Annotated in this window: 18 protein-coding genes; 5 read left to right on the top strand and 13 right to left on the bottom strand. The window is 46.6% G+C overall.

The features are described 5' to 3' along the window. Window positions 1-7: 7 nt before the first annotated feature. Window positions 8-868 (bottom strand): LysR family transcriptional regulator, encoded by an 861-nt coding sequence (locus tag AC6R05_RS22965; RefSeq protein WP_500648767.1) that lies wholly within the window; start codon window positions 866-868, stop codon window positions 8-10. A 155-nt stretch (window positions 869-1,023) separates the two neighbouring features. Here AC6R05_RS22965 and AC6R05_RS22960 point away from each other — a divergent pair, with 155 nt between their 5' ends. Further along, window positions 1,024-1,992, top strand: a complete 969-nt coding sequence (locus AC6R05_RS22960; RefSeq protein WP_500648766.1) for a haloalkane dehalogenase — start codon at window positions 1,024-1,026, stop codon at window positions 1,990-1,992. Window positions 1,993-2,006: 14 nt separating this feature from the next. Next, window positions 2,007-2,600: a short chain dehydrogenase gene (locus AC6R05_RS22955; RefSeq protein WP_500648765.1), complete on the top strand. Its 594-nt coding sequence runs from the start codon at window positions 2,007-2,009 to the stop codon at window positions 2,598-2,600. A 131-nt stretch (window positions 2,601-2,731) separates the two neighbouring features. Here AC6R05_RS22955 and AC6R05_RS22950 read toward each other — a convergent pair whose 3' ends face one another. Beyond that, the gene (locus AC6R05_RS22950) at window positions 2,732-3,709 is read right to left on the bottom strand and encodes a DUF1254 domain-containing protein (RefSeq protein WP_500648764.1); all 978 of its coding nucleotides are present in this window, start codon (window positions 3,707-3,709) and stop codon (window positions 2,732-2,734) included. Between the two features lie 116 nt (window positions 3,710-3,825). Between AC6R05_RS22950 and AC6R05_RS22945 the strand changes: the two genes are divergently transcribed. Further along, window positions 3,826-4,707, top strand: a complete 882-nt coding sequence (locus AC6R05_RS22945; RefSeq protein WP_500648763.1) for a LysR family transcriptional regulator — start codon at window positions 3,826-3,828, stop codon at window positions 4,705-4,707. 107 nt (window positions 4,708-4,814) lie between these two features. Here AC6R05_RS22945 and AC6R05_RS22940 read toward each other — a convergent pair whose 3' ends face one another. After that, entirely contained in the window at window positions 4,815-5,690 is an 876-nt protein-coding gene (locus tag AC6R05_RS22940) for an NAD(P)-dependent oxidoreductase (RefSeq protein WP_500648762.1), read from the bottom strand. A 13-nt stretch (window positions 5,691-5,703) separates the two neighbouring features. Next, on the bottom strand, window positions 5,704-6,606 hold the full coding sequence (locus tag AC6R05_RS22935) for a LysR family transcriptional regulator (protein ID WP_500648761.1): 903 nt from the start codon (window positions 6,604-6,606) through the stop codon (window positions 5,704-5,706). Between the two features lie 82 nt (window positions 6,607-6,688). On the opposite strand from AC6R05_RS22935, the gene AC6R05_RS22930 reads away from it, so the two are divergent. Beyond that, on the top strand, window positions 6,689-6,946 hold the full coding sequence (locus AC6R05_RS22930) for a DUF2798 domain-containing protein (protein WP_500648760.1): 258 nt from the start codon (window positions 6,689-6,691) through the stop codon (window positions 6,944-6,946). A 169-nt stretch (window positions 6,947-7,115) separates the two neighbouring features. Here AC6R05_RS22930 and AC6R05_RS22925 read toward each other — a convergent pair whose 3' ends face one another. The 4 genes from AC6R05_RS22925 to phhA form a co-directional block, all read right to left on the bottom strand. Further along, on the bottom strand, window positions 7,116-7,832 hold the full coding sequence (locus AC6R05_RS22925) for a YebC/PmpR family DNA-binding transcriptional regulator (protein ID WP_032553717.1): 717 nt from the start codon (window positions 7,830-7,832) through the stop codon (window positions 7,116-7,118). Between the two features lie 97 nt (window positions 7,833-7,929). Next, on the bottom strand, window positions 7,930-8,139 hold the full coding sequence (locus tag AC6R05_RS22920; RefSeq protein WP_032553719.1) for a DUF3283 family protein: 210 nt from the start codon (window positions 8,137-8,139) through the stop codon (window positions 7,930-7,932). Window positions 8,140-8,341: 202 nt separating this feature from the next. Next, window positions 8,342-8,680: a 4a-hydroxytetrahydrobiopterin dehydratase gene (locus AC6R05_RS22915; protein WP_032553721.1), complete on the bottom strand. Its 339-nt coding sequence runs from the start codon at window positions 8,678-8,680 to the stop codon at window positions 8,342-8,344. Next, window positions 8,670-9,464 (bottom strand): phenylalanine 4-monooxygenase, encoded by a 795-nt coding sequence (phhA, locus tag AC6R05_RS22910; RefSeq protein WP_500648759.1) that lies wholly within the window; start codon window positions 9,462-9,464, stop codon window positions 8,670-8,672. Before phhA ends, AC6R05_RS22915 begins: the two co-directional genes overlap by 11 nt. A 282-nt stretch (window positions 9,465-9,746) precedes the next feature. On the opposite strand from phhA, the gene AC6R05_RS22905 reads away from it, so the two are divergent. Further along, window positions 9,747-11,723 carry an acetoacetate--CoA ligase gene (locus tag AC6R05_RS22905; protein WP_500648758.1) on the top strand — a complete coding sequence of 659 codons (1,977 nt, stop codon included), beginning with the start codon at window positions 9,747-9,749 and terminating at the stop codon, window positions 11,721-11,723. Window positions 11,724-11,774: 51 nt separating this feature from the next. On the opposite strand, the gene maiA is transcribed toward AC6R05_RS22905, so the two are convergent. The 5 genes from maiA to AC6R05_RS22880 all read right to left on the bottom strand — a co-directional run bounded on the left by maiA (window position 11,775) and on the right by AC6R05_RS22880 (window position 18,395). Next, window positions 11,775-12,443: a maleylacetoacetate isomerase gene (maiA, locus tag AC6R05_RS22900; protein WP_500648757.1), complete on the bottom strand. Its 669-nt coding sequence runs from the start codon at window positions 12,441-12,443 to the stop codon at window positions 11,775-11,777. 14 nt (window positions 12,444-12,457) lie between these two features. Beyond that, window positions 12,458-13,495, bottom strand: coding sequence for a fumarylacetoacetate hydrolase family protein (locus AC6R05_RS22895; RefSeq protein WP_500648756.1), 1,038 nt, complete (start codon window positions 13,493-13,495; stop codon window positions 12,458-12,460). A 9-nt stretch (window positions 13,496-13,504) separates the two neighbouring features. Then, window positions 13,505-14,635 carry a homogentisate 1,2-dioxygenase gene (locus AC6R05_RS22890; protein WP_500648755.1) on the bottom strand — a complete coding sequence of 377 codons (1,131 nt, stop codon included), beginning with the start codon at window positions 14,633-14,635 and terminating at the stop codon, window positions 13,505-13,507. Then, complete coding sequence (hppD, locus tag AC6R05_RS22885; protein WP_500648754.1) at window positions 14,628-15,701, bottom strand: 4-hydroxyphenylpyruvate dioxygenase; 1,074 nt, start codon at window positions 15,699-15,701, stop codon at window positions 14,628-14,630. Before hppD ends, AC6R05_RS22890 begins: the two co-directional genes overlap by 8 nt. 318 nt (window positions 15,702-16,019) lie before the next feature. Further along, window positions 16,020-18,395: a response regulator gene (locus tag AC6R05_RS22880; RefSeq protein ID WP_500648753.1), complete on the bottom strand. Its 2,376-nt coding sequence runs from the start codon at window positions 18,393-18,395 to the stop codon at window positions 16,020-16,022. Between the last annotated feature and the right edge of the window lie 31 nt (window positions 18,396-18,426).

Raw genomic sequence — 18,426 nt, 5'->3', positions numbered from 1 at the left:
ACACAAATTATTGGTAATCATGGAAAAAATTCCACACAGCCATGCCCACAGGCCCTAAGGTTTTATTCTTAAGTTTGGCAACATAAACAGGGATTTCCAATGTATTTAACGCATTGAGTTGGGTGAGTTTTCCTTGCTCAAGTTCTTGCTTCACCTCGTGCATAGGCAAACGTCCCCAGCCAAGGCCACTACATATTAACGACTTCTTGGTATTATGGTCAGAGACGTACCACTGAATACCTTCCTTCAAAATTCCCGAGTCAGGGCTGGTCTTATATGAAGACTTAACGACAACTTGAGGGTACTTAGTCAGGTCTGCTTGGCTGATCTCATGTTCATCCGCCAATGGAAAGCTATCCGAGATGAATATGGGCAGCTTACAAAATTCAATGTTTCGGTACTGCACCCTCGGATCTTGTTCTAGGCCACCATAAATACCGATGTCGACTAATTCATCCAATAGCATCCGCTCACCTGAGGCAGTCTCAATGTCCAGATGAATTATCGTTTTAGGGAACTCTTGCTTTAATTTTCCCAGTAACTGAGTGACCTTATCCATTGGAAATATAGCGCTAAAGCTTATTCTCAGCTCAGTTTCAACCTCGCTGTTCATCTGCCGAGCAAACGTATCAAAATCATTGGCTTCATTCAGTAAGTGCTGAATTTTGTTGACCAATATTTTGCCATTGCGTGTGAGCTCAGGACGGTAGGTGTTACGAGTGAATATCTCTATTTGATAATACTCTTCAACCTGCTTAACCGAGTAAGACACCGCTGATCGTGCTTTGAATAGCCGCTCGCTTGCTTTGCGAAAACTGCCTTCCTGATGAATCACGTTAATAACGTGCAAATGTTCCAATGCAATCATGGTCTAATTATATGACCATTTTGGTACAAAATATATGCTTTTTTCGACCATCTTAATTATCTAAAGTAAACACATCCACTGCCACAACGAACCCTAGCATTGACATATGAGGGGTAAAAACATGGTCAAAATAGTAGACCCAAAAGGAGTTTAAGATGAATCAACAATTTCTTAGAACACCGGAGGAAGCATTTTCAAACCTAGCAGACTATCCATTTGCAGCGAACTATATCGAAGTCGATGGCATGCGAATGCACTACGTTGATGAAGGTGACAGTAACAGCAAAACCATATTTCTATTTCATGGTCAGCCATCTTGGAGCTACCTATATAGGCACATGATCCCACTGTTTGTCGAAGCCGGATATCGTGTTATTGCTCCTGATTTGATTGGCTTTGGCAAGTCAGACAAGCCGGTAAATAGCGACACCCATTCCTATGGTAATCATGTGCGCTGGATGACAAGTTTTGTGCGCCAACTTGGAATCAAACACGCCAGTGCATTTATGCAAGATTGGGGAGGCATGATTGGTCTAAGAGTGTTGGCTCAAGAACCAGAATGGTTAGATAGGCTCGTACTTGCAAATACGGCATTGTCTGAAATGAAAAACCTGGAGAAATTTCTTGTACCGAAAGTTCTCAAGCTAATGGCAGCCGTCGCAGGTAAGCCAAGTATCACCAAATTTTCTGACAACATAAATTACGGGAACTGGGCCGGCTACTTTAAACATTCCGAAAAACTAGACATTGGCGAAATTCTTCAAATCCTGACCACCAAACAGCTCAGTAGAGTCGAGATGCAGGCTTACGATGCGCCATTTCCAACCGCTGATTATTATGCAGGCCCAAGAAAAATGCCCGAGCTCGTTGCCTCTGAATTAGATGAAGTCAATCAGGATTGGAACAAGCTTAAACAGTGGCATAAACCCGTCCTCACGCTATTTAGCGATCAGGATCCTTTCTTAGTCGAGCGTGGCTATGACATTAAATTTCAGACCAATTTTCAAGGAGCACAAGGTCAGCCCCACTCCACGATTAAGAACGCTTCACACTTCCTGCAAGAAGATCAATCTCAAGAAATTGCCTCCAACGTCATTCGTTGGTTAGCAAAAACTCAATATTAGTATTAAGGAACAACATGAAAATTCTAGCAATTGGCGCCAACGGCGTTATTGGAAAGGCTGTTATTAGCAACTTAGAACAAGACAACGAAGTGATCGCTGTTGGGCACAGTCATGGAAACTATACTGTTGATATTGAAAGCAAAGAGTCGATTCAAGCTCTATATAATAGCGTAGGAAAAGTCGATGCCATTATCAGTATGGTAGGCAATGGGCAGATGGGAAGCCTAGAAGAGATGCCGGACGCTGGTTATCAAACGATATTTAACAATAAAGTGATGGGGCAAGTTAACTTGGTCCGTATCGGGCTTAATTATCTCAATGAGGGTGGCTCTATCACACTCACTTCGGGGCAAGCATCTAATCAACCAATGCCCAATACAAGCGCAATTGCAATGGGGGTTGCCGCAGTGAACGCTTTTGTCGCTTCCACTGCATTAGAGCTAAATGATAGTAAGCGAATAAACGCTGTGAGCCCAAGAATGGTGAAAGAGACGATGGATCTTTGGGGAATAGACAGTAGCTCAGGGATCGCTGCAGCTGATGTGGCAACACATTATCGTGCCAGTATCGAAAGCCCAAAAACAGGGATAGTATTTGATGCTGTATAAGAGCTAGCTCGTCCCGTTAAGCTCCATATTACTCCAAAGCATACTTGCTACAAAAGATAGCCGCAGATCTGCGGCTATCGGATTTAATTCTGAACAGGGGGTGATTTACTTTTTAAATTCGGCTATTTAAGTTAACCGACCTTCTTAATCATCGTCACCGGGTTGTAACCCTTCTCGCCTTTGCTGACTGGCTCGCTAGGGTTGTAATGGCGCATAAGCACATTAAATTTGCCCGTATTGTTACCTTCCATCGTTGGGATATTGTTTGGTTGACCGTCACATCCAAAACGGAGAGTATAAGTGCCATCGCTGTTCATCACGGGTTCCATTTCACTCGAAATGTTAGCCTTATCGTTAAACATACGCCCATCAGCATTGTAAACCGTCGCTGACCAGAATGCCCCTGCCTTCGGGTCTTTGAAAGTCGTCTCGTAACATGCATTCGCATCGAAGTACTGACTGGTTTGATAGATGTTATCTTCGACCATCGCGCCGCCCCAACCACCAGCTGCACCCACATAATTCATGTAATCAGTTTGACCACTTTCTTTGTTACCAAATGCTTTTGATTGATCATAGCCGTCACTGAAATCGATGTTGCCAGCTCTATCCATGGCCTTAAAAGACGCCATATCCCACTCTTTTAAAACAAACGGCTTATCGCTGCTGGTCTCTATCTTCAGGTTACGGCGCGCATCATCTTCAAGAGCACGAACAATAACAAATGCATGGTCGGTTTTTGCGCTGATTTTATGACGACCTGAACCGTAGATCATTGGTTGTGTTTCGTGGTTTTCATCAACAATTTGTAGTGACACATATTGGTCGGTTTCTGGAACTGTCACGTAGACATCATCATTCGACATATCGATGACAGAAACAGAATAGAAAGTGTCTCGATTCATTCGTACAACGAACTGCTCTTTAGGAACACTGCTCGGTACTGGCATCTCAAAAAATGTGTTGATACCACCCGCTTTTTCTACCACAGCGCCGAGGCGCATATTCGTGTATGCCTGAGCAAAATTATCTTCCGTGACAATAGTTGGCGCTGCAATAACGCTGGTTGAGAATAAAGCGACAGCAGTAAGGGGAAATAGTGTTTTCATAGTAGCGACCTTTATATTTCAAAGTGAATGTCATTTGGAAGAGTATTGTTTGCTCCGCCGACAGTGATTACTTTATACTTCCAATACGGAAAGCGTGGAAAATAGGACTTGCCGATTTGGAAAGTGTAGACTTGAACTTGCTGCGTACCTTTGTATTGCTATGTCAGTCGAATAGCTTAAAAAGGGCTGGGATGAAGCTGGGGATCTCAGAGAGCGCTGTCAGCAAGCAGATGGCCAAGCTAAGAGAGCAATTGGGACACCCACTTTTCGAGCGCACCACGGAAGGGTTGAGACCAACGCACTACAGCAAATCCATTTTGCCCAAGATTGAACAAGCCTTATCCTTAATGCACTCCGCTACATCACCAGTGACATTCGACCCTGCTACCTATGAAGGGCCAATTACCCTCGCTTTCTTCGCCTCCACACTCGAATTTTCAGGTCTTAGTTTATTTAAGGAACTTTCGAAAACATTCCCCAAAGCACAAATAGAGCTGAAGACTTGGACATCAGATACAGAGCAAAAATTAGAAGAGGGTGATATCACCTTAGGTGTGCACTTTCTAAACGAAGACCGCAGCACCAATATCTTCCAGAAACGCATCATGGCCGACCAACTGGTGATCGCCGTATCAAAATCGTTGGGGCCACTAACATGGGAAGAGGCGTTGCAATTGCCTTTTATCAAGATCCGCAGTCAAGGCTGGAATGAAGACCGTTACCGATATTTAGAAATGTTGAGAAGCAATGGCATTGACCCCAACATCAGTATCACGGTGGACAATTTTTCAGTTGCGAGGCAGATTCTCGAGCAAGGAGAACACGCCTGCGTGCTAAGCGACAGTTGGAAGGACGCTTCGCTTAATACGATAGAGCCCCCTAAAGCGCTTAGGATTGATTTAAACCTTGTATCCTGCATGCGTCTTGTCGATCGTCAAAGCCCTCTAAATCTAGCGGTTCATGATGTGATTAAAAGAGTTATGCTCGAGTCTAGATAGTTAATTCCCTTACACGAGCGAGAACGGCTCGTTATCACTTTGTACAAACAAAAATAGCCGCTGATTAGCGGCTATTTTTCGTTATCTAAACGAAGCTTTGATGACTTTTACTTCTTCGTCTCTTCAACCACTGCCTTCATCAATACCGAAGTATCCATGCGGCCTTCACCTTGTGCAGACAGAGCCTTGTATGCGTTGTTGGTCTTTTCCGTTAATGGAAGTTGAATGCCTTGGCGCTCAGCTTCATCTAAGCAGAAGCCTAAGTCTTTGATCATCCAGTCAATGGCGAAGCCGAAATCGAATTTGTTTTCCGACATCGTCACCGCGCGGTTCTCCATCTGCCATGAGCCAGCAGCGCCGTTTTTAAGGCAATCAACCAGAGTTTGAATGTCTAAGCCTGATTTCTCAGCCAGCACTAAGCCCTCAGACAGGCCGTTCAACACACCTGCAATGCAGATCTGGTTAACCATTTTCGCGCGTTGACCTTGGCCGACCTTACCCATAAGAACGGATGACTTACCATAAGCGTCGAATACAGGTTGAAGGTCATTGAATAGCTCTTGCTCACCACCACACATGATGGTTAGCACGCCGTTTTCTGCGCCCGCTTGACCGCCTGAAACTGGCGCATCCATAAAACGAACACCGGCTTTGTTAGCAGCAACTTCGAGCTCTTCCGATAACAGTGCAGACGTCGTGGTGTGGTCGACAAGGATCGCGTTTGGCTTCATCGCCGCCAATGCACCTGTTTCGCTGGTCGTCATACTGCGAACGTCGTCATCGTTGCCAACACAAACCAACACTACGTCAGCTTCTGCTACACACTCCGCAACGGTCTCAGCGGCTTTACCTCGGTATTTATCAGCCCAATCGAGTGCTTTGCTGTGAGTACGATTAAATACCGTTACTTCGAAACCGGCTTTAACTAGGTGACCTGCCATTGGGAAACCCATTACACCCAGTCCGATAAAACTTACTTTCATTTATTGCTCCTTTTTATGAGGCGGGCGCTTCATTGTGAAAAGATCGAATGCTCTCGATCAGTGCATTAATCAGTAGCGTCAACGCCTTAGGCTGATATTTTCTCTCTTTGTACACTAAATATGCCTGTCGGTCACCTCGATGGTATTCAGATAGGAGTTGAATGAGATCCATATTGGGTGAGATATGACGAAACGGCAGTGAAGCGACACCTAAGCCATTCTCAACGGCTTCGGCGACTCGGTGTATATCATTGACCACAAACTTGGGCTGAATGCTGATATTGCGCTCCAGGGTATCTCCTTTATAGAGCGGAATGTCCGTAACATGGTCAACACTGACCCAATCTTGCTGCGCCAACTGTTCTGGGGTGGTTATGGCACCTCTGCGCTCTAGGTATTTCTGGCTAGTAAAGAAGCCGTGCTTGGCTTTAAACAGGGGGCGCGCAATCATCCCTTCCAAGTTGGAGACATTAAAGGTCACGAGCAAGTCACGATCCGTTTCTGGGACTAAATGTTGCTGACTCAAGACTAAGTCCAATTGCACCTTAGGGTACTGGATCAGAAAACTCTCGATAGTGTTGCTCAGAAAGCTGCCATAAAAATTGTGTGGAACGGTCAGCTTAATCTTGCCCTGAATCACATCCTTGCCTTTGAGCAGATCCAAAAAACCAGCTTGCAATGACTCCATGCCGCTACTGAGGGATTGAAACGCCGCTTCGCCATCCTCAGTCGCAACCAACTCTCGCCCTTTTTTCTCAAGCAGGCGAATCCCAAGCCGCTCCTCTAAAGCAGATAAACGGCGGGACATGGTTGAGACAGGAAGCTGCAGTGAACGTGAGGCAGACAGCAAAGAGCCTTTCTCTACCACAGCACAAAATAAAAACAGATCATCAATGTTTCCATATATGGAATTCATGGTTCTTTATATGCCTATTTTTCTCATTTGTGGATAAGAGTAACCTTAACCCAACGAACAAGAAAAATCATTAGGAGCAGAGATGAATAAAAAACTTCACTATGTCACTGCGACACTCTCTTCACTGGTCATGGCAGTACTGATGTCAGGCATTATTTCAGGCACTAAGATGGGCTTCAGCCACGATTGGCCACCAGTATGGCTAAACAGCTTTTTGTTGGCGTGGCCATGTGCACTGGTACTTAGCCTTACGCTACTGCCAAAAGTGCAAAAGCTCGCAGAGTGGATATGTAAGCCAAGAGAATCACAACCGTCTCAAGTAGGGCTGTGTGATGAATAGGGAGTCGACGAATGGTTTTTGTAATGATTAAAGCCAAAAAGCACCGATTTTTTCATCGTTCCGGCGGAACAATGATCAAGGTAAAATCGCAGACATAAAAAAACCGAGCACATGGCTCGGTTTTTAGTATTCAAATGACAGCTCAGTGAACTGTCACGACAACGCAGAATTACAGCTCAGCGTTGTGGTAAACCTGTTGTACGTCATCACAGTCATCTAGAAGGTCTAGGAACTTCTGGAATTTCACTGCATCATCACCCGCTACTGGCGTGTGAGTTTGAGGTACGAACGTGATCTCTTCAACGTCTAGAGTTAGATCTGGGAAAGCAGCTGTTAGTGCAGTCTTAGTCTTGAAGAACTCTGTTGTTGGAGCGAATACAGTGATTACGCCGTCTTCTAGCTCAACGTCAGTTACGTCTACGTCTTCCATCATTAGCGTTTCTAGGATGATCTCGTCATCTTCGCCTTTGAATTGGAATACCGCTTGGTGAGCGAACATGTGAGAAACAGAACCTTCAACACCGATTTTCGCACCAGTCTTAACGAAACACTGGCGAACGTCTTGGAAAGTACGGTTACCGTTATCTGTTAGACAGTCAACGATTACGCTTGTGCCGCCAGGGCCGAAACCTTCGTAACGAGCTGGTACGTAGTCTTCACCACCACCGCCGTTTGCTTTATCGATCGCTTTGTCGATAACGTGTGCAGGTACTTGGTCTTTTTTCGCTTTAGCAATCAGATGCTTAAGCGATAGGTTCATATCTGGATCTGAACCGCCATTCTTCGCACACATGTAAATTTCTTTACCGTACTTGGAATAAACTTTAATTTTTGCGCCTGCTGTTTTCGCCATAGAGGCTTTACGCACTTCAAAACTTCTTCCCATCGGGATCTTCTCTCTGATTCAATTAACGGGGCAAATTCTAGCAAAAAACCGCATCATTTCAATTCTGCGGCATTGCTGGGGTAAGCGTGGTCTGCAATTATGCGACACCCATTACCTGTTTGTATTTCTCCACAGACTGATCAAACCAAGCTTTCTCTTGTGGGTCGGTAAGCTTCATTGCTTCTTCAACAATGGCTTCAGGGCCACATTTTGCCTGCTTCAATTGCCATACGAGGAATGAAGCCTGCTTATCCAGCTCGATCTTATTTTTCTCATCGGGTGGAAGGAGTGAAAGGTTGATAGACATTTTCAGCCTCAGTCTGTAGTAAACTTGGCCGAGAAATATAGCATATAGGGCTCTAGTAAAACCAATATTATAAGAAGAATTCAATAAGAAAGAGGCTCACACAGAGCCTCTAGCTTGCCTATTTAAGCGATGATGGCACTCTCATCACAAATAAATCACAAATCCCCTAAATGCTTGACGCAACTCGTCAACAATATCCTTGTTAGACATCTGGTCTGAACTCATCGCATTTGGCAGCACAGATAAAATCGTTGTTATGGAGCCCCTTAATGGAGTGACTCCACCATGTCACGGTCACTTTGCCCCATTCCAATAATATTGAGGGGTGATGAAACTCTTCTTCAGCCAATTCTGCGACTTGATTGCTGAACGCCCATGCCAGCTTAAAATTCTTAAAGCGATAGGTTTTCTCCAACTGCGGAATGCCCTCTCTGATGACAATCTCCCAGTCATGCAGCTCTTTTAGTAGAGTCTGTTGCTCTGATTCATTCAACGCTTTGGCATCACTGGTACAGGCTTCGCATTTTAATTCATTCAGCATGTGTCGCTTCCTTCGGTTCAAAAAGTGGTGGTAACAGCCCAGACTGACGAGCTAAATCGGCTTGGGCGATCAGGTCTTGTTGGCTTAACTGAAACAAGTGCGCTAAACCATCAATAACAAAATATTTAGGTTGCATGATGTCTATTCGATAAGGCGTTCTGAACACAGTCTGAAGATCGAACGTTTCTCGAATGACGCTTGGCTCTTCCAATGCGTAGAGTGTTTCTGCTGGCGATGACAAGATCCCACCACCATAGATTTTGGTTTGTCCTTGCTCTTTGACTAAACCGAACTCAACGGTAAACCAGTATAAGCGAGCAAGATAAGCACGCTGCTTTGGCGTCGCAGCTTGACCCAAACGGCCATAATGTTCGGTGAACGACGCGAAACTGGCATTGGTCAGCATCGCGCAGTGGCCAAAGATTTCATGGAAAAAGTCCGGCTCTTGCAAGTAGTCGAACTCGTCACGGGTTCTTAAAAAGGTCGCGACAGGGAAACGCTTGCTGCCAAGCAGTGCAAAGAAACGGTCGAAATCAATCAATGCGGGCACAGGCTCTACCTGCCACCCTGTGGTGGAGGCTAATACTCGATTGATCTCAGGTAGTTGTGGTACCCGGTCTAAAGGCAAATCCAACAAACGTAACCCCTGCAAATAGGCCTCACAGGCTCGATTTTGGATCACATTTAGCTGCCTACTAACCAAGTCATGCCAAATCGCATCTTCTTGGCTGTTCCAATCTACCCACCCATCTTGGCTGACAGGTTTAGAATGATAATGAGTCACTACTTCCCTCCAATTGCTTCCCTACTTTAAGCGTATCCGCCCTCCCCTTAACCGCCAGTTTGCACAGACGGATTAGCAACACTAAACCTGTAACAATTATTTTACATTAACTTTAATCTTATGATTTTAATGAGTTTTTAAACGCATAACAGTGGGACTAACACCACCTTGGTAACTTAAGGGCTATACAAGTGAGGTGCTAGCGTGTTGATAGCCATTGTTTGACTTTGGAGATCGTCGGTACAAGACTGAATCTATTAATTTTTTATCGAAGAGGCGCTCATGGATAAGAGTGAACCAATCTGGCAACCAAGCTCAGAACGCATTACTCAAGCGAACATCACAAGGTACATGGATCAGCTAAACCAACAGGGGTTAAGTTTTGATGGTTATCCCGCACTGCATCAATGGTCTGTCGAGCAACCAGAGCGTTTCTGGCAGCAAACGTGGGAGTTTTGTGGTGTGATAGGTTCACAAGGAAAACATACCGCCATTTTAGGTGAGCCTCGTTGGCAGCAGTCACAGCCAAATCGAGATACCTTGTGGTTCCCAGAAGCCAAACTCAACTACGCTGAAAACCTGCTTAAGCATGCCCACCAGCACCAAGACACTCTGGCGATATGGTTCGAAAATGAGTTGGACGAACAGACTCAATACACTTGGCAGGCACTGTATGAAGATGTCTCTCGTATTCAACAGTGGCTGATAGATTGTGGTGTCACCAGAGGCGATACCGTCGCTGCGTATACTCCGTATTTACCAGAGGTAGTGGTCGCGATGCTCGCCGCTACCAGTTTAGGAGCAACTTGGACATCGACCTCGCCCGATTTTGGTGTGGAAAGCGTTTTAGAGCGCTTTGGACAAGTTCAACCGAAAGTGTTGTTTACCTGTGATGGCTACTCTTTTAATGGTAAGCACTTCGATATGTCAGAGAAAAACCACGCACTTTCTCAGCAAATATCAGGGTTAGAGCAAGTCTGTCAGATAAGCTACGCCAACAAAGCCAGTGCACCAGCGTCCCTCTCTCACCAAAACTGGCAAGCGATTATCTCTTCTTACCAAGCTAGAACCATCGAGTTTACTCAAGTGAGTTTTAATGAGCCGCTGTTTGTTCTCTACTCTTCAGGAACCACAGGAAAACCGAAATGCATTGTGCACAGCGTTGGTGGCACACTGCTCAACCACCTCAAAGAGCATCAACTGCATTGCGACATCAAGCCACACGATCGCGTGTTCTATTACACCACCTGTGGCTGGATGATGTGGAACTGGCATGTTTCTGCACTGGCGAGTGGGGCTTGCTTAGTGATATTCGATGGCAGCCCAATGTGCCCAAATCCAAGCGTATTATGGGATCTGGCTGCACGAGCCGACGTAAGCCTATTTGGTACCTCAGCGAAGTATTTAGAAGCGCTTGAAAAGGTTCCATTTCACCCAGCAGAGCACACCGCTTTACCTGCGCTGAAAACTCTCTGTTCTACCGGTTCAGTGCTCTACCCTGAGCAGTTCGATTTTGTCTACCAATCGATAAAGTCCGACTTACATCTCGCTTCGATTTCTGGTGGCACCGATATTTGTGGCTGCTTTGTGCTGGGCAACCCTATCTCTCCGGTTTATCGAGGAGAGTGCCAAGCTGCTGGCCTAGCAGTGGATGTAAAAGTGTTTAGCAGTCACGGAGAGGCCATAACCGAACAACGAGGAGAACTGGTGTGCTGCAACTCACTCCCCAACTTCCCGAACGGATTTTGGAATGATAATGGTGAACGCTATCACGACACCTATTGGAGCCGTTTTGAGGATACTTGGCACCACGGAGACGATGTAAAGCAGAGTGACAATCGAGGTTTTGTATTCTTCGGACGTCGCGATGCAACACTCAACCCCGGTGGCGTGCGTATCGGTACGGCGGAAATCTACCAACAGGTGAATCATATCGAGGGGATCGTCGACTCTATAGCCGTGGGCAAAGCGTCTGAGCGCAATGAAGAGATCTGGCTATTCGTTCAACTGGAATCACAAATAGAGCTTACCGAGCCTTTAAAGACGACCATTAAGAGTCAGTTGAAATCTGCGTGTTCACCAAGGCATGTCCCGAGCCAAATCTTTGCGATCAGTGATATTCCTAAAACCCGCTCTGGCAAGTTGGTGGAGCTGGCCGTGAAACAGGTCGTTAATGGCAACCCCGTCGAGAACATCGGTGCGATCGCCAATGCCGAGGTACTAGAAGAGATAAAGCAAATCATTACGAAAAAAGGATAGCCGCTCATACAGCTACCCCTTTTGCAATCTCGTTACTGTTTGTCCCTCAGATTAACTGCCCGCGTCCTCTTGGTTCTCAGGCAGAGCATCAATGAAGGCTTGCTGTTGATTACACGCTGCAACGATCGAGTTAATCAGCGGATAGGATGACATATCTACTCCAAACCTTTGTGCGTTATACACTTGTGGAACCAGACAGATATCAGCAATCGACGGTGTATCAGTCACACTGAATCGACACGAGCCGTACTTCTCTCTATGCTTTGCAAGCTTCTCTTCAAGCGCCGAGAACCCTTGCCCAATCCAGTGATGCATCCACTTCACCTTCACTGATTGCTCACAGCCTAACTCTCGCTCTAAGTATTGCAGAACGCGTAGATTGTTAAGCGGATGAACATCAATCGCGATGTCTTGAGCTAACGCCAATGCCTGATAGCGCAGCGGCGTTTGTGTCGGAATCACTATGTTGGATGGGTACTCGTCATCCAAATATTGGATGATAGCCAAGGACTGGTTAAGGCAAATTTCACCGTCCACCAGCACAGGTACTAACTCGGCGGCATTCAAGCGGTGATATTCAGCACTGTGCTGCTCACCGCCTTCACGCAACAGATGAATCGATTGTGACTGGTAACTAAGCTGTTTTAGGTTGAGACAGATCCTGACTCGATAAGCCGCTGATGATCGCCAATATCCGTAAAGCTTGATCCTTTCACTCATCGCTTACCCTCTACTTACGAGCCTTGATACTTAATCACTTGCTGATCAATGGCACCGAAGATCGACTGCCCTTCCCTATTCAACATCTCCAATTTGATGGAATCACCAAAGGTCATAAAGCGCGTCTTAGGTTGACCATCACGAATGGTTTCAATCATGCGCACCTCTGCGATACATGAATAGCCAACACCACCCTCTTGAATTGACGTGCCATGGTCAGTGCCCTGTTTATTCGACACGGTACCAGAGCCGATGATGGTGCCTGTCGACAATGGACGCGTTTTTGAGGCGTGCATAACCAGCTGCGCAAAATCAAACGTCATATCAACTCCAGCATTGGGGCAACCAAACGGCTCGTTGTTATAGGTCGAGATCAGAGGAAGGTGGACTTTGCTCTGGTGCCAGTCCTGCCCTAACTCGTCTGGGGTAACGGCCACGGGCGAGAATGCAGATGAGGGTTTTGATTGGAAAAAACCAAAACCCTTGGCTAGTTCGGCTGGGATTAATCCTCGCAGGGAAACATCGTTCACCAGCATTAACAAGCGAATCGACTCTTCTGCCTGCTCTCGATTTGCTCCCATCGGCACATCACCAGTGATCACGGCGACTTCCCCTTCAAAGTCTATCCCCCATTCATCACTCGCAAATTCAATATCATCGCGAGGGCCAATGAAAGAGTCTGAACCGCCCTGGTACATCAACGGATCGCTCCAAAAGCTCTCGGGCATCTCCGCACCACGCGCCTTTCTGACCAATTCAACATGGTTGACATAAGCGCTACCATCCGCCCATTGGTAGGCACGCGGCAGTGGCGATTCACAATCAACCGCCTCAAAAGGTTCGCTCTGTTCGACTCTCTGCTCATTAAGCGCTTCATAAAGTTCAGACAGTGACGATTCGACCTGTTGCCAATGATCCATGGCTGTCTGCATCGTCGGCGAGAGATGCAGTGCGTGGAAAATCTCTGTTGCAGGGACACATCGAGAAAGATCTCGGCTCACGACCATCAATAGCCCGTCGCGAGTCCCATTTTTCTTGGTTGCTAATTTCATCCTTGCTCCCTACTTCTCTTGCCAACTGTAGACATATTGTTTGTTCTCTACCGCGTCGAGTTCATCAGCGAACGATAGAGCGTGGCGTGTATCAATCATGACGGCGACTTCATCGGTAAAAGTTTTTTTATGCTCTAATCCTGCCTTGAAGGCTTTAGGATGTGGGCCATGCGAGAAGCCTGCAGGATGGAATGTCACCATCCCGGCTTCGATGTTGTCGCGACTGAAGAAGTCACCCGCATGATAGAAGAGCACTTCATCATAATCGTCGTTGTTGTGGTAGAACGGCACTTTCAGCGCACCGGGGTCGCTCTCTATCGGACGTGGTACAAAAGTGCACACGACAAATCCAGCCCCAACAAAAGTCGTGTGGGCAGATGGAGGTAAATGGTAACGGTGTGACATTAAAGGTCGGATATCGCGCCAATTGACCTTCACAACCGCCAGATCACCATGCCAGCCAATCGCATCTAACGGATTAAACGGATAGGTGATCACACTAGTCTGGTCATGGCGCTTCACATGAACCTGTGTCTCGTTTTCTGAGTATTGGGCTTGGAATGCTTCATCGATAGAAGGCACCTCAAGCACAGCCGGATCGAACACCGCATGATTCCCAACCATGCCCTTCTCCGGCAAGGTATACGCAGCGTCGGTGTTTTCAATCATCAAGATAAACATCGGCTCATTAGGCTCTAAACGCCAGCTGGTGGAGCGCGGGAGCATGACGTAGTCACCATCCCTCACTTCTAAGTGTCCGTAGTCACAGTAAAGATGTGCGCTGCCTTGATGGATGAACAACAGCTCATCACCATCGGCATTACGGACTAAGTGCTCCATACTCTTTTCAACTTTCCAAACTCGAATCTTGCAGTTCGCATTGTGCAACAAGTGTGGCACTTGCCAAGGCGACACCTGAACAGCGGATTCAACGCGAGTAAAGTCAAAGGCGCGAGGACGTAGCTCCCCCTCCCATTGCGACCAACCCGTGGGAGCGTGTTGATGGTGAAAGTGTGCAGCGGGGCCAAAGAAGCCGCTTCGGCCTGCTTCGCGCTCATAAATCGCCTCCTTTGGAAAGTCGGCGTGCGCTTGCTTAGAGCAAGTGCCCTCACGATGAGGAAAAGGGATCCATTTACTCATCGGTCAACACTCCGCGTCGAATCTGATCCTCTTCAATCGATTCAAACAGCGCTTTAAAGTTACCTTCACCAAAGCCCTCGTTACCTTTGCGTTGAATGATCTCAAAGAACACCGGCCCAATAACGGTTTGCGTGAAGATCTGAAGCAAGATGCCATCTTTGGTGGGTGCGCCATCGATCAAGATACGCAAATCACGTAAACGACTGGTGTCCTCACCATGGCCTTTAACGCGCTGGTCGACTTTCTCATAGTAGGTGTCAGGCGTTGGCATAAAATCCATGCCTCGGTCACGCAGGGTCGAAACCGTTTGATAGATATCGTCAGTAGTCAGGGCAATGTGCTGAATCCCTTCGCCGTTGTATTCGCGAATGAACTCCTCAATCTGAGATTTATCATCGGAAGACTCATTGATTGGGATACGGATCTTGCCACACGGTGCAGTCATGGCACGACTTACAAGACCCGTAAGTTTACCCTCGATATCGAAGTAGCGAATCTCTCTGAAGTTACCGATACGCTCGTAAAAACCTGACCATAAATCCATATTGCCTTGTTTCACGTTGTGGGTCAGGTGGTCTATCTCGTACAAACCGACATCGGCACCTGCTAGCCTTTGGTCCGCATCATCATAGAAGCGGAAATCGACGTCATAGATACTCTGTTTTCCATAGCGGTCAACGAAATACAAAAGACTCTCGCCGATACCATAAATCGCGGGAATGCTGAGCTCCATCGGGCCAATATCAGTGATGTATTCCTCACCGCCGTTGTCCAATGCTTGCTGTAGCGCCACATTGGCATCATGAACACGAAAAGCCATTCCACAGACTGATGGGCCATGTACTCTCGCAAACTCCTCAGCTTGGCTGTGAGGCTGCGCATTGACGATAAAACTGATGTCCCCTTGTCGATATAGCCATGCCTCTTTCGAGCGGTGCTTGGCAATCTCGGCAAAACCCAGTGACACAAACAGCGCCTTCAGTTGCTCTATCCCTTCATCATTAGCTGCTGTGTACTCAACGAATTCAAAACCATCCGTACCTAACGGGTTGTAGCTATCGACCATGTTTCTCTCCTTGTGAAAATTGCAGCACGTAGAACGCGCTTAACTTAAACTTGGAACAGAACTCGTGAGATTGAAAATCCTCAACAAAATCAGCAAAATCGACCTTTCACAATGAAAATGTAAACGAGATGTTACACTCAAGAATAAAAAGGCTGAAAGCTAACCCAATCAAGCGATTGAGGGTTAAAGGCGGGGTTTACAAGGCAAGTCAAGTGTGAATGAATTGTTACATTGAAGCTTGTCGGCAGAATTCGGGCGAGCATAAAAAACGGGCTATACAACTCATCTTGCATGGCCCGTTTACAATTAATAAAGAAGTTAAATGATCTGCTGCTCGACTCCATCTTTATCAAGCGCCTTCTTCGGCAGACTCAAAAACTTCTCGGCAGCAGCCAGCAGCTTATGTTGGTTAACAGGTTTAGCGATAAACTCATCCATCCCCGCTTCGAAGCAGAGGTGCTTGTCTCTTTGAACCACGTTAGCGGTTAAAGCAACAATTGGTACATGTCGCTCAGACCCCTCTTCAATGGCGCGAATCAGCTTGGTCGCTTCGAAGCCGTCGAGGACAGGCATTTGGCAATCCATAAACACGATTTTGTAGTCGGCTTTTTGATACATCTCGACGCCGATCTTACCGTTCTCCGCGATATCTACTTCAAGCCCCAATTTCTTGATCATCATTTTGGCAACCTGCTGATTCACTCGAGAATCCTCAACCACCAGCGCTTTACCTTCGAATTGAGGCAGTGGCGCTTGCTCAACTGGCGGCTCTACTTCTGGTTTCGGCTGCTCAGTAGCGACGGTTTTGAAAGAAACCTCGCCGCGGTTTGCATAGGTAAAGCCTTGTTCAGATGCTCTATTTGAGAGGACACGGTTCACCGTCCACTTCAGTTGGTTATCGTGATAAGGGCGTGCAATGTAAGCCACATACCCCACCTGTTTGGCTCTCTGTTCGTCTTCAAGGTGCGGATCGGCGGATATCATCACAAGCAGCGGACACTGATCTTTAAATCGTTGCGTTAAGGTATCTGCCAACTGGAAACCATCGACTGATGGCATCACTTTGTCGATCAATATCAAGTCGTAAGGGGTGTTTTTCTCCAACGATTGAGCGACAAGTTCAACGGCTCTCTCTGCGCCATCACAGCTCTGAGACTGACAACCGAATGCCTTCAGTTGTGCCGAGGTAATACGCATATTGAGTTGGCTGTCGTCCACTAGCAGCACCGACACCTTGCTCATATCCACTTGGGTTTGCGTCACTTCGCTGCACACATCAAAGTCAGCGGAGAAGTAGAAAGAGCTCCCCTTACCTTCGATACTGTACAGTTCAAGCTTTGAATCCATCAGCGTGACAATTTTCTCACAAATAGCGAGCCCGAGCCCAGTGCCACCGTAGTTACGAGTGGTACTGCCATCGGCTTGTTGGAACTTCTCAAAGATGCTGCGCTGCTTGTCTTCCGCGATGCCTATGCCACTGTCTTTCACCTCAAACTTGATTCGAGCTTTATCGCTGTTCGGAGCGCCATTCAATGATGGCTCTAGAGACAGAGAAAGAGTCACATGGCCCTGCTCAGTGAACTTAATAGCATTACCCACCAAGTTGTTCAGCACCTGACGAAGTTGCGTGCCATCACCTTTAATCACAGCAGGAATACGCGGGTCGGTGACTAGTTGGAATTTGAGGCCTTTCTGTTCTGCTTTGATACGGAACGTCGATTCTACATCATCGATAATATTGGCAATACGAAATGGCTCAGATTGCAAGTCGAGGTGCCCTGCTTCGATTTTTGAGTAGTCGAGGATATCGTTAATCAGATCCAACAGCGTTAATGATGAGGTATTGAGCATGCGCACATACTCTTTTTGCTCTTTTGGCATATCCATATCAGCCAGTAGAGATGACAAGCCAATGATCCCATTCATCGGTGTGCGTATCTCATGGCTCATGTTTGCCAAGAATTCACTCTTGTTTTGATTGGCCACTTCAGCGGCTTCTTTAGCTTGCTTCAACTCTTCATACTGTTGACGAATACGCTCTACTGATTGGTTGTAACTGTACTCGAGTGTGGTGATCTCGTCAGAATAGGTGTGCCCCACAGGTGTAAGCTTTTGCGGTCCGGCTTGCTGGTCTTGTTCATCTATTTGGGCAGAGATGGTCATCAAACGTCGAACGACAAGACGATAGACGACTGTCAGGCAAACGAGTGAAAGTAGGAATACCTTCACTGCTTCAAACACGGCTAAAACAAGTACACGATCAACAAAGTCATTCAGAATCAAATTAAGATCGGACTGAACCGTCAGTTTTGCCAGTGGGTATTCTTTTTCCCCTAACTGATAGACCATATCCCAAGTTTTTGAATAGGCTCTGCCGATAATCGGCTGCCCTAGCTCAATCACAGCTTGATTGCTATCTTCAATCAGGAGATAACTGACCGTCGGCAGTTGGTAGACGCTTTCGGCTTGTACATTCAGTTGATCACGGTCTTCAACCCAAAGACTTGAGGTTAATCCAGGAAGGTGACCGGTTTTTACTTGATCAATTTGAGTGCTGATGTAAGAAACGCGATCTTGGTACTCAACATATAGGCTGAGCCCTGTCACAATAACAGTGAACAAAGTGCTGATAGCGATGATTATCCCGATGAGTTGACGAGATAGTCCGATATAGCGCTTTCCTTGTTTCACCATAGATAAATTCCGTTTTTTAAGTTTAGTAAAT

This window comes from Vibrio sp. R11-SG3-ISO9 (assembly GCF_059834255.1).
The sequence above is the reverse complement of the archived record's forward strand: the minus strand, read 5'-3'. Positions and strand labels throughout refer to the sequence as shown.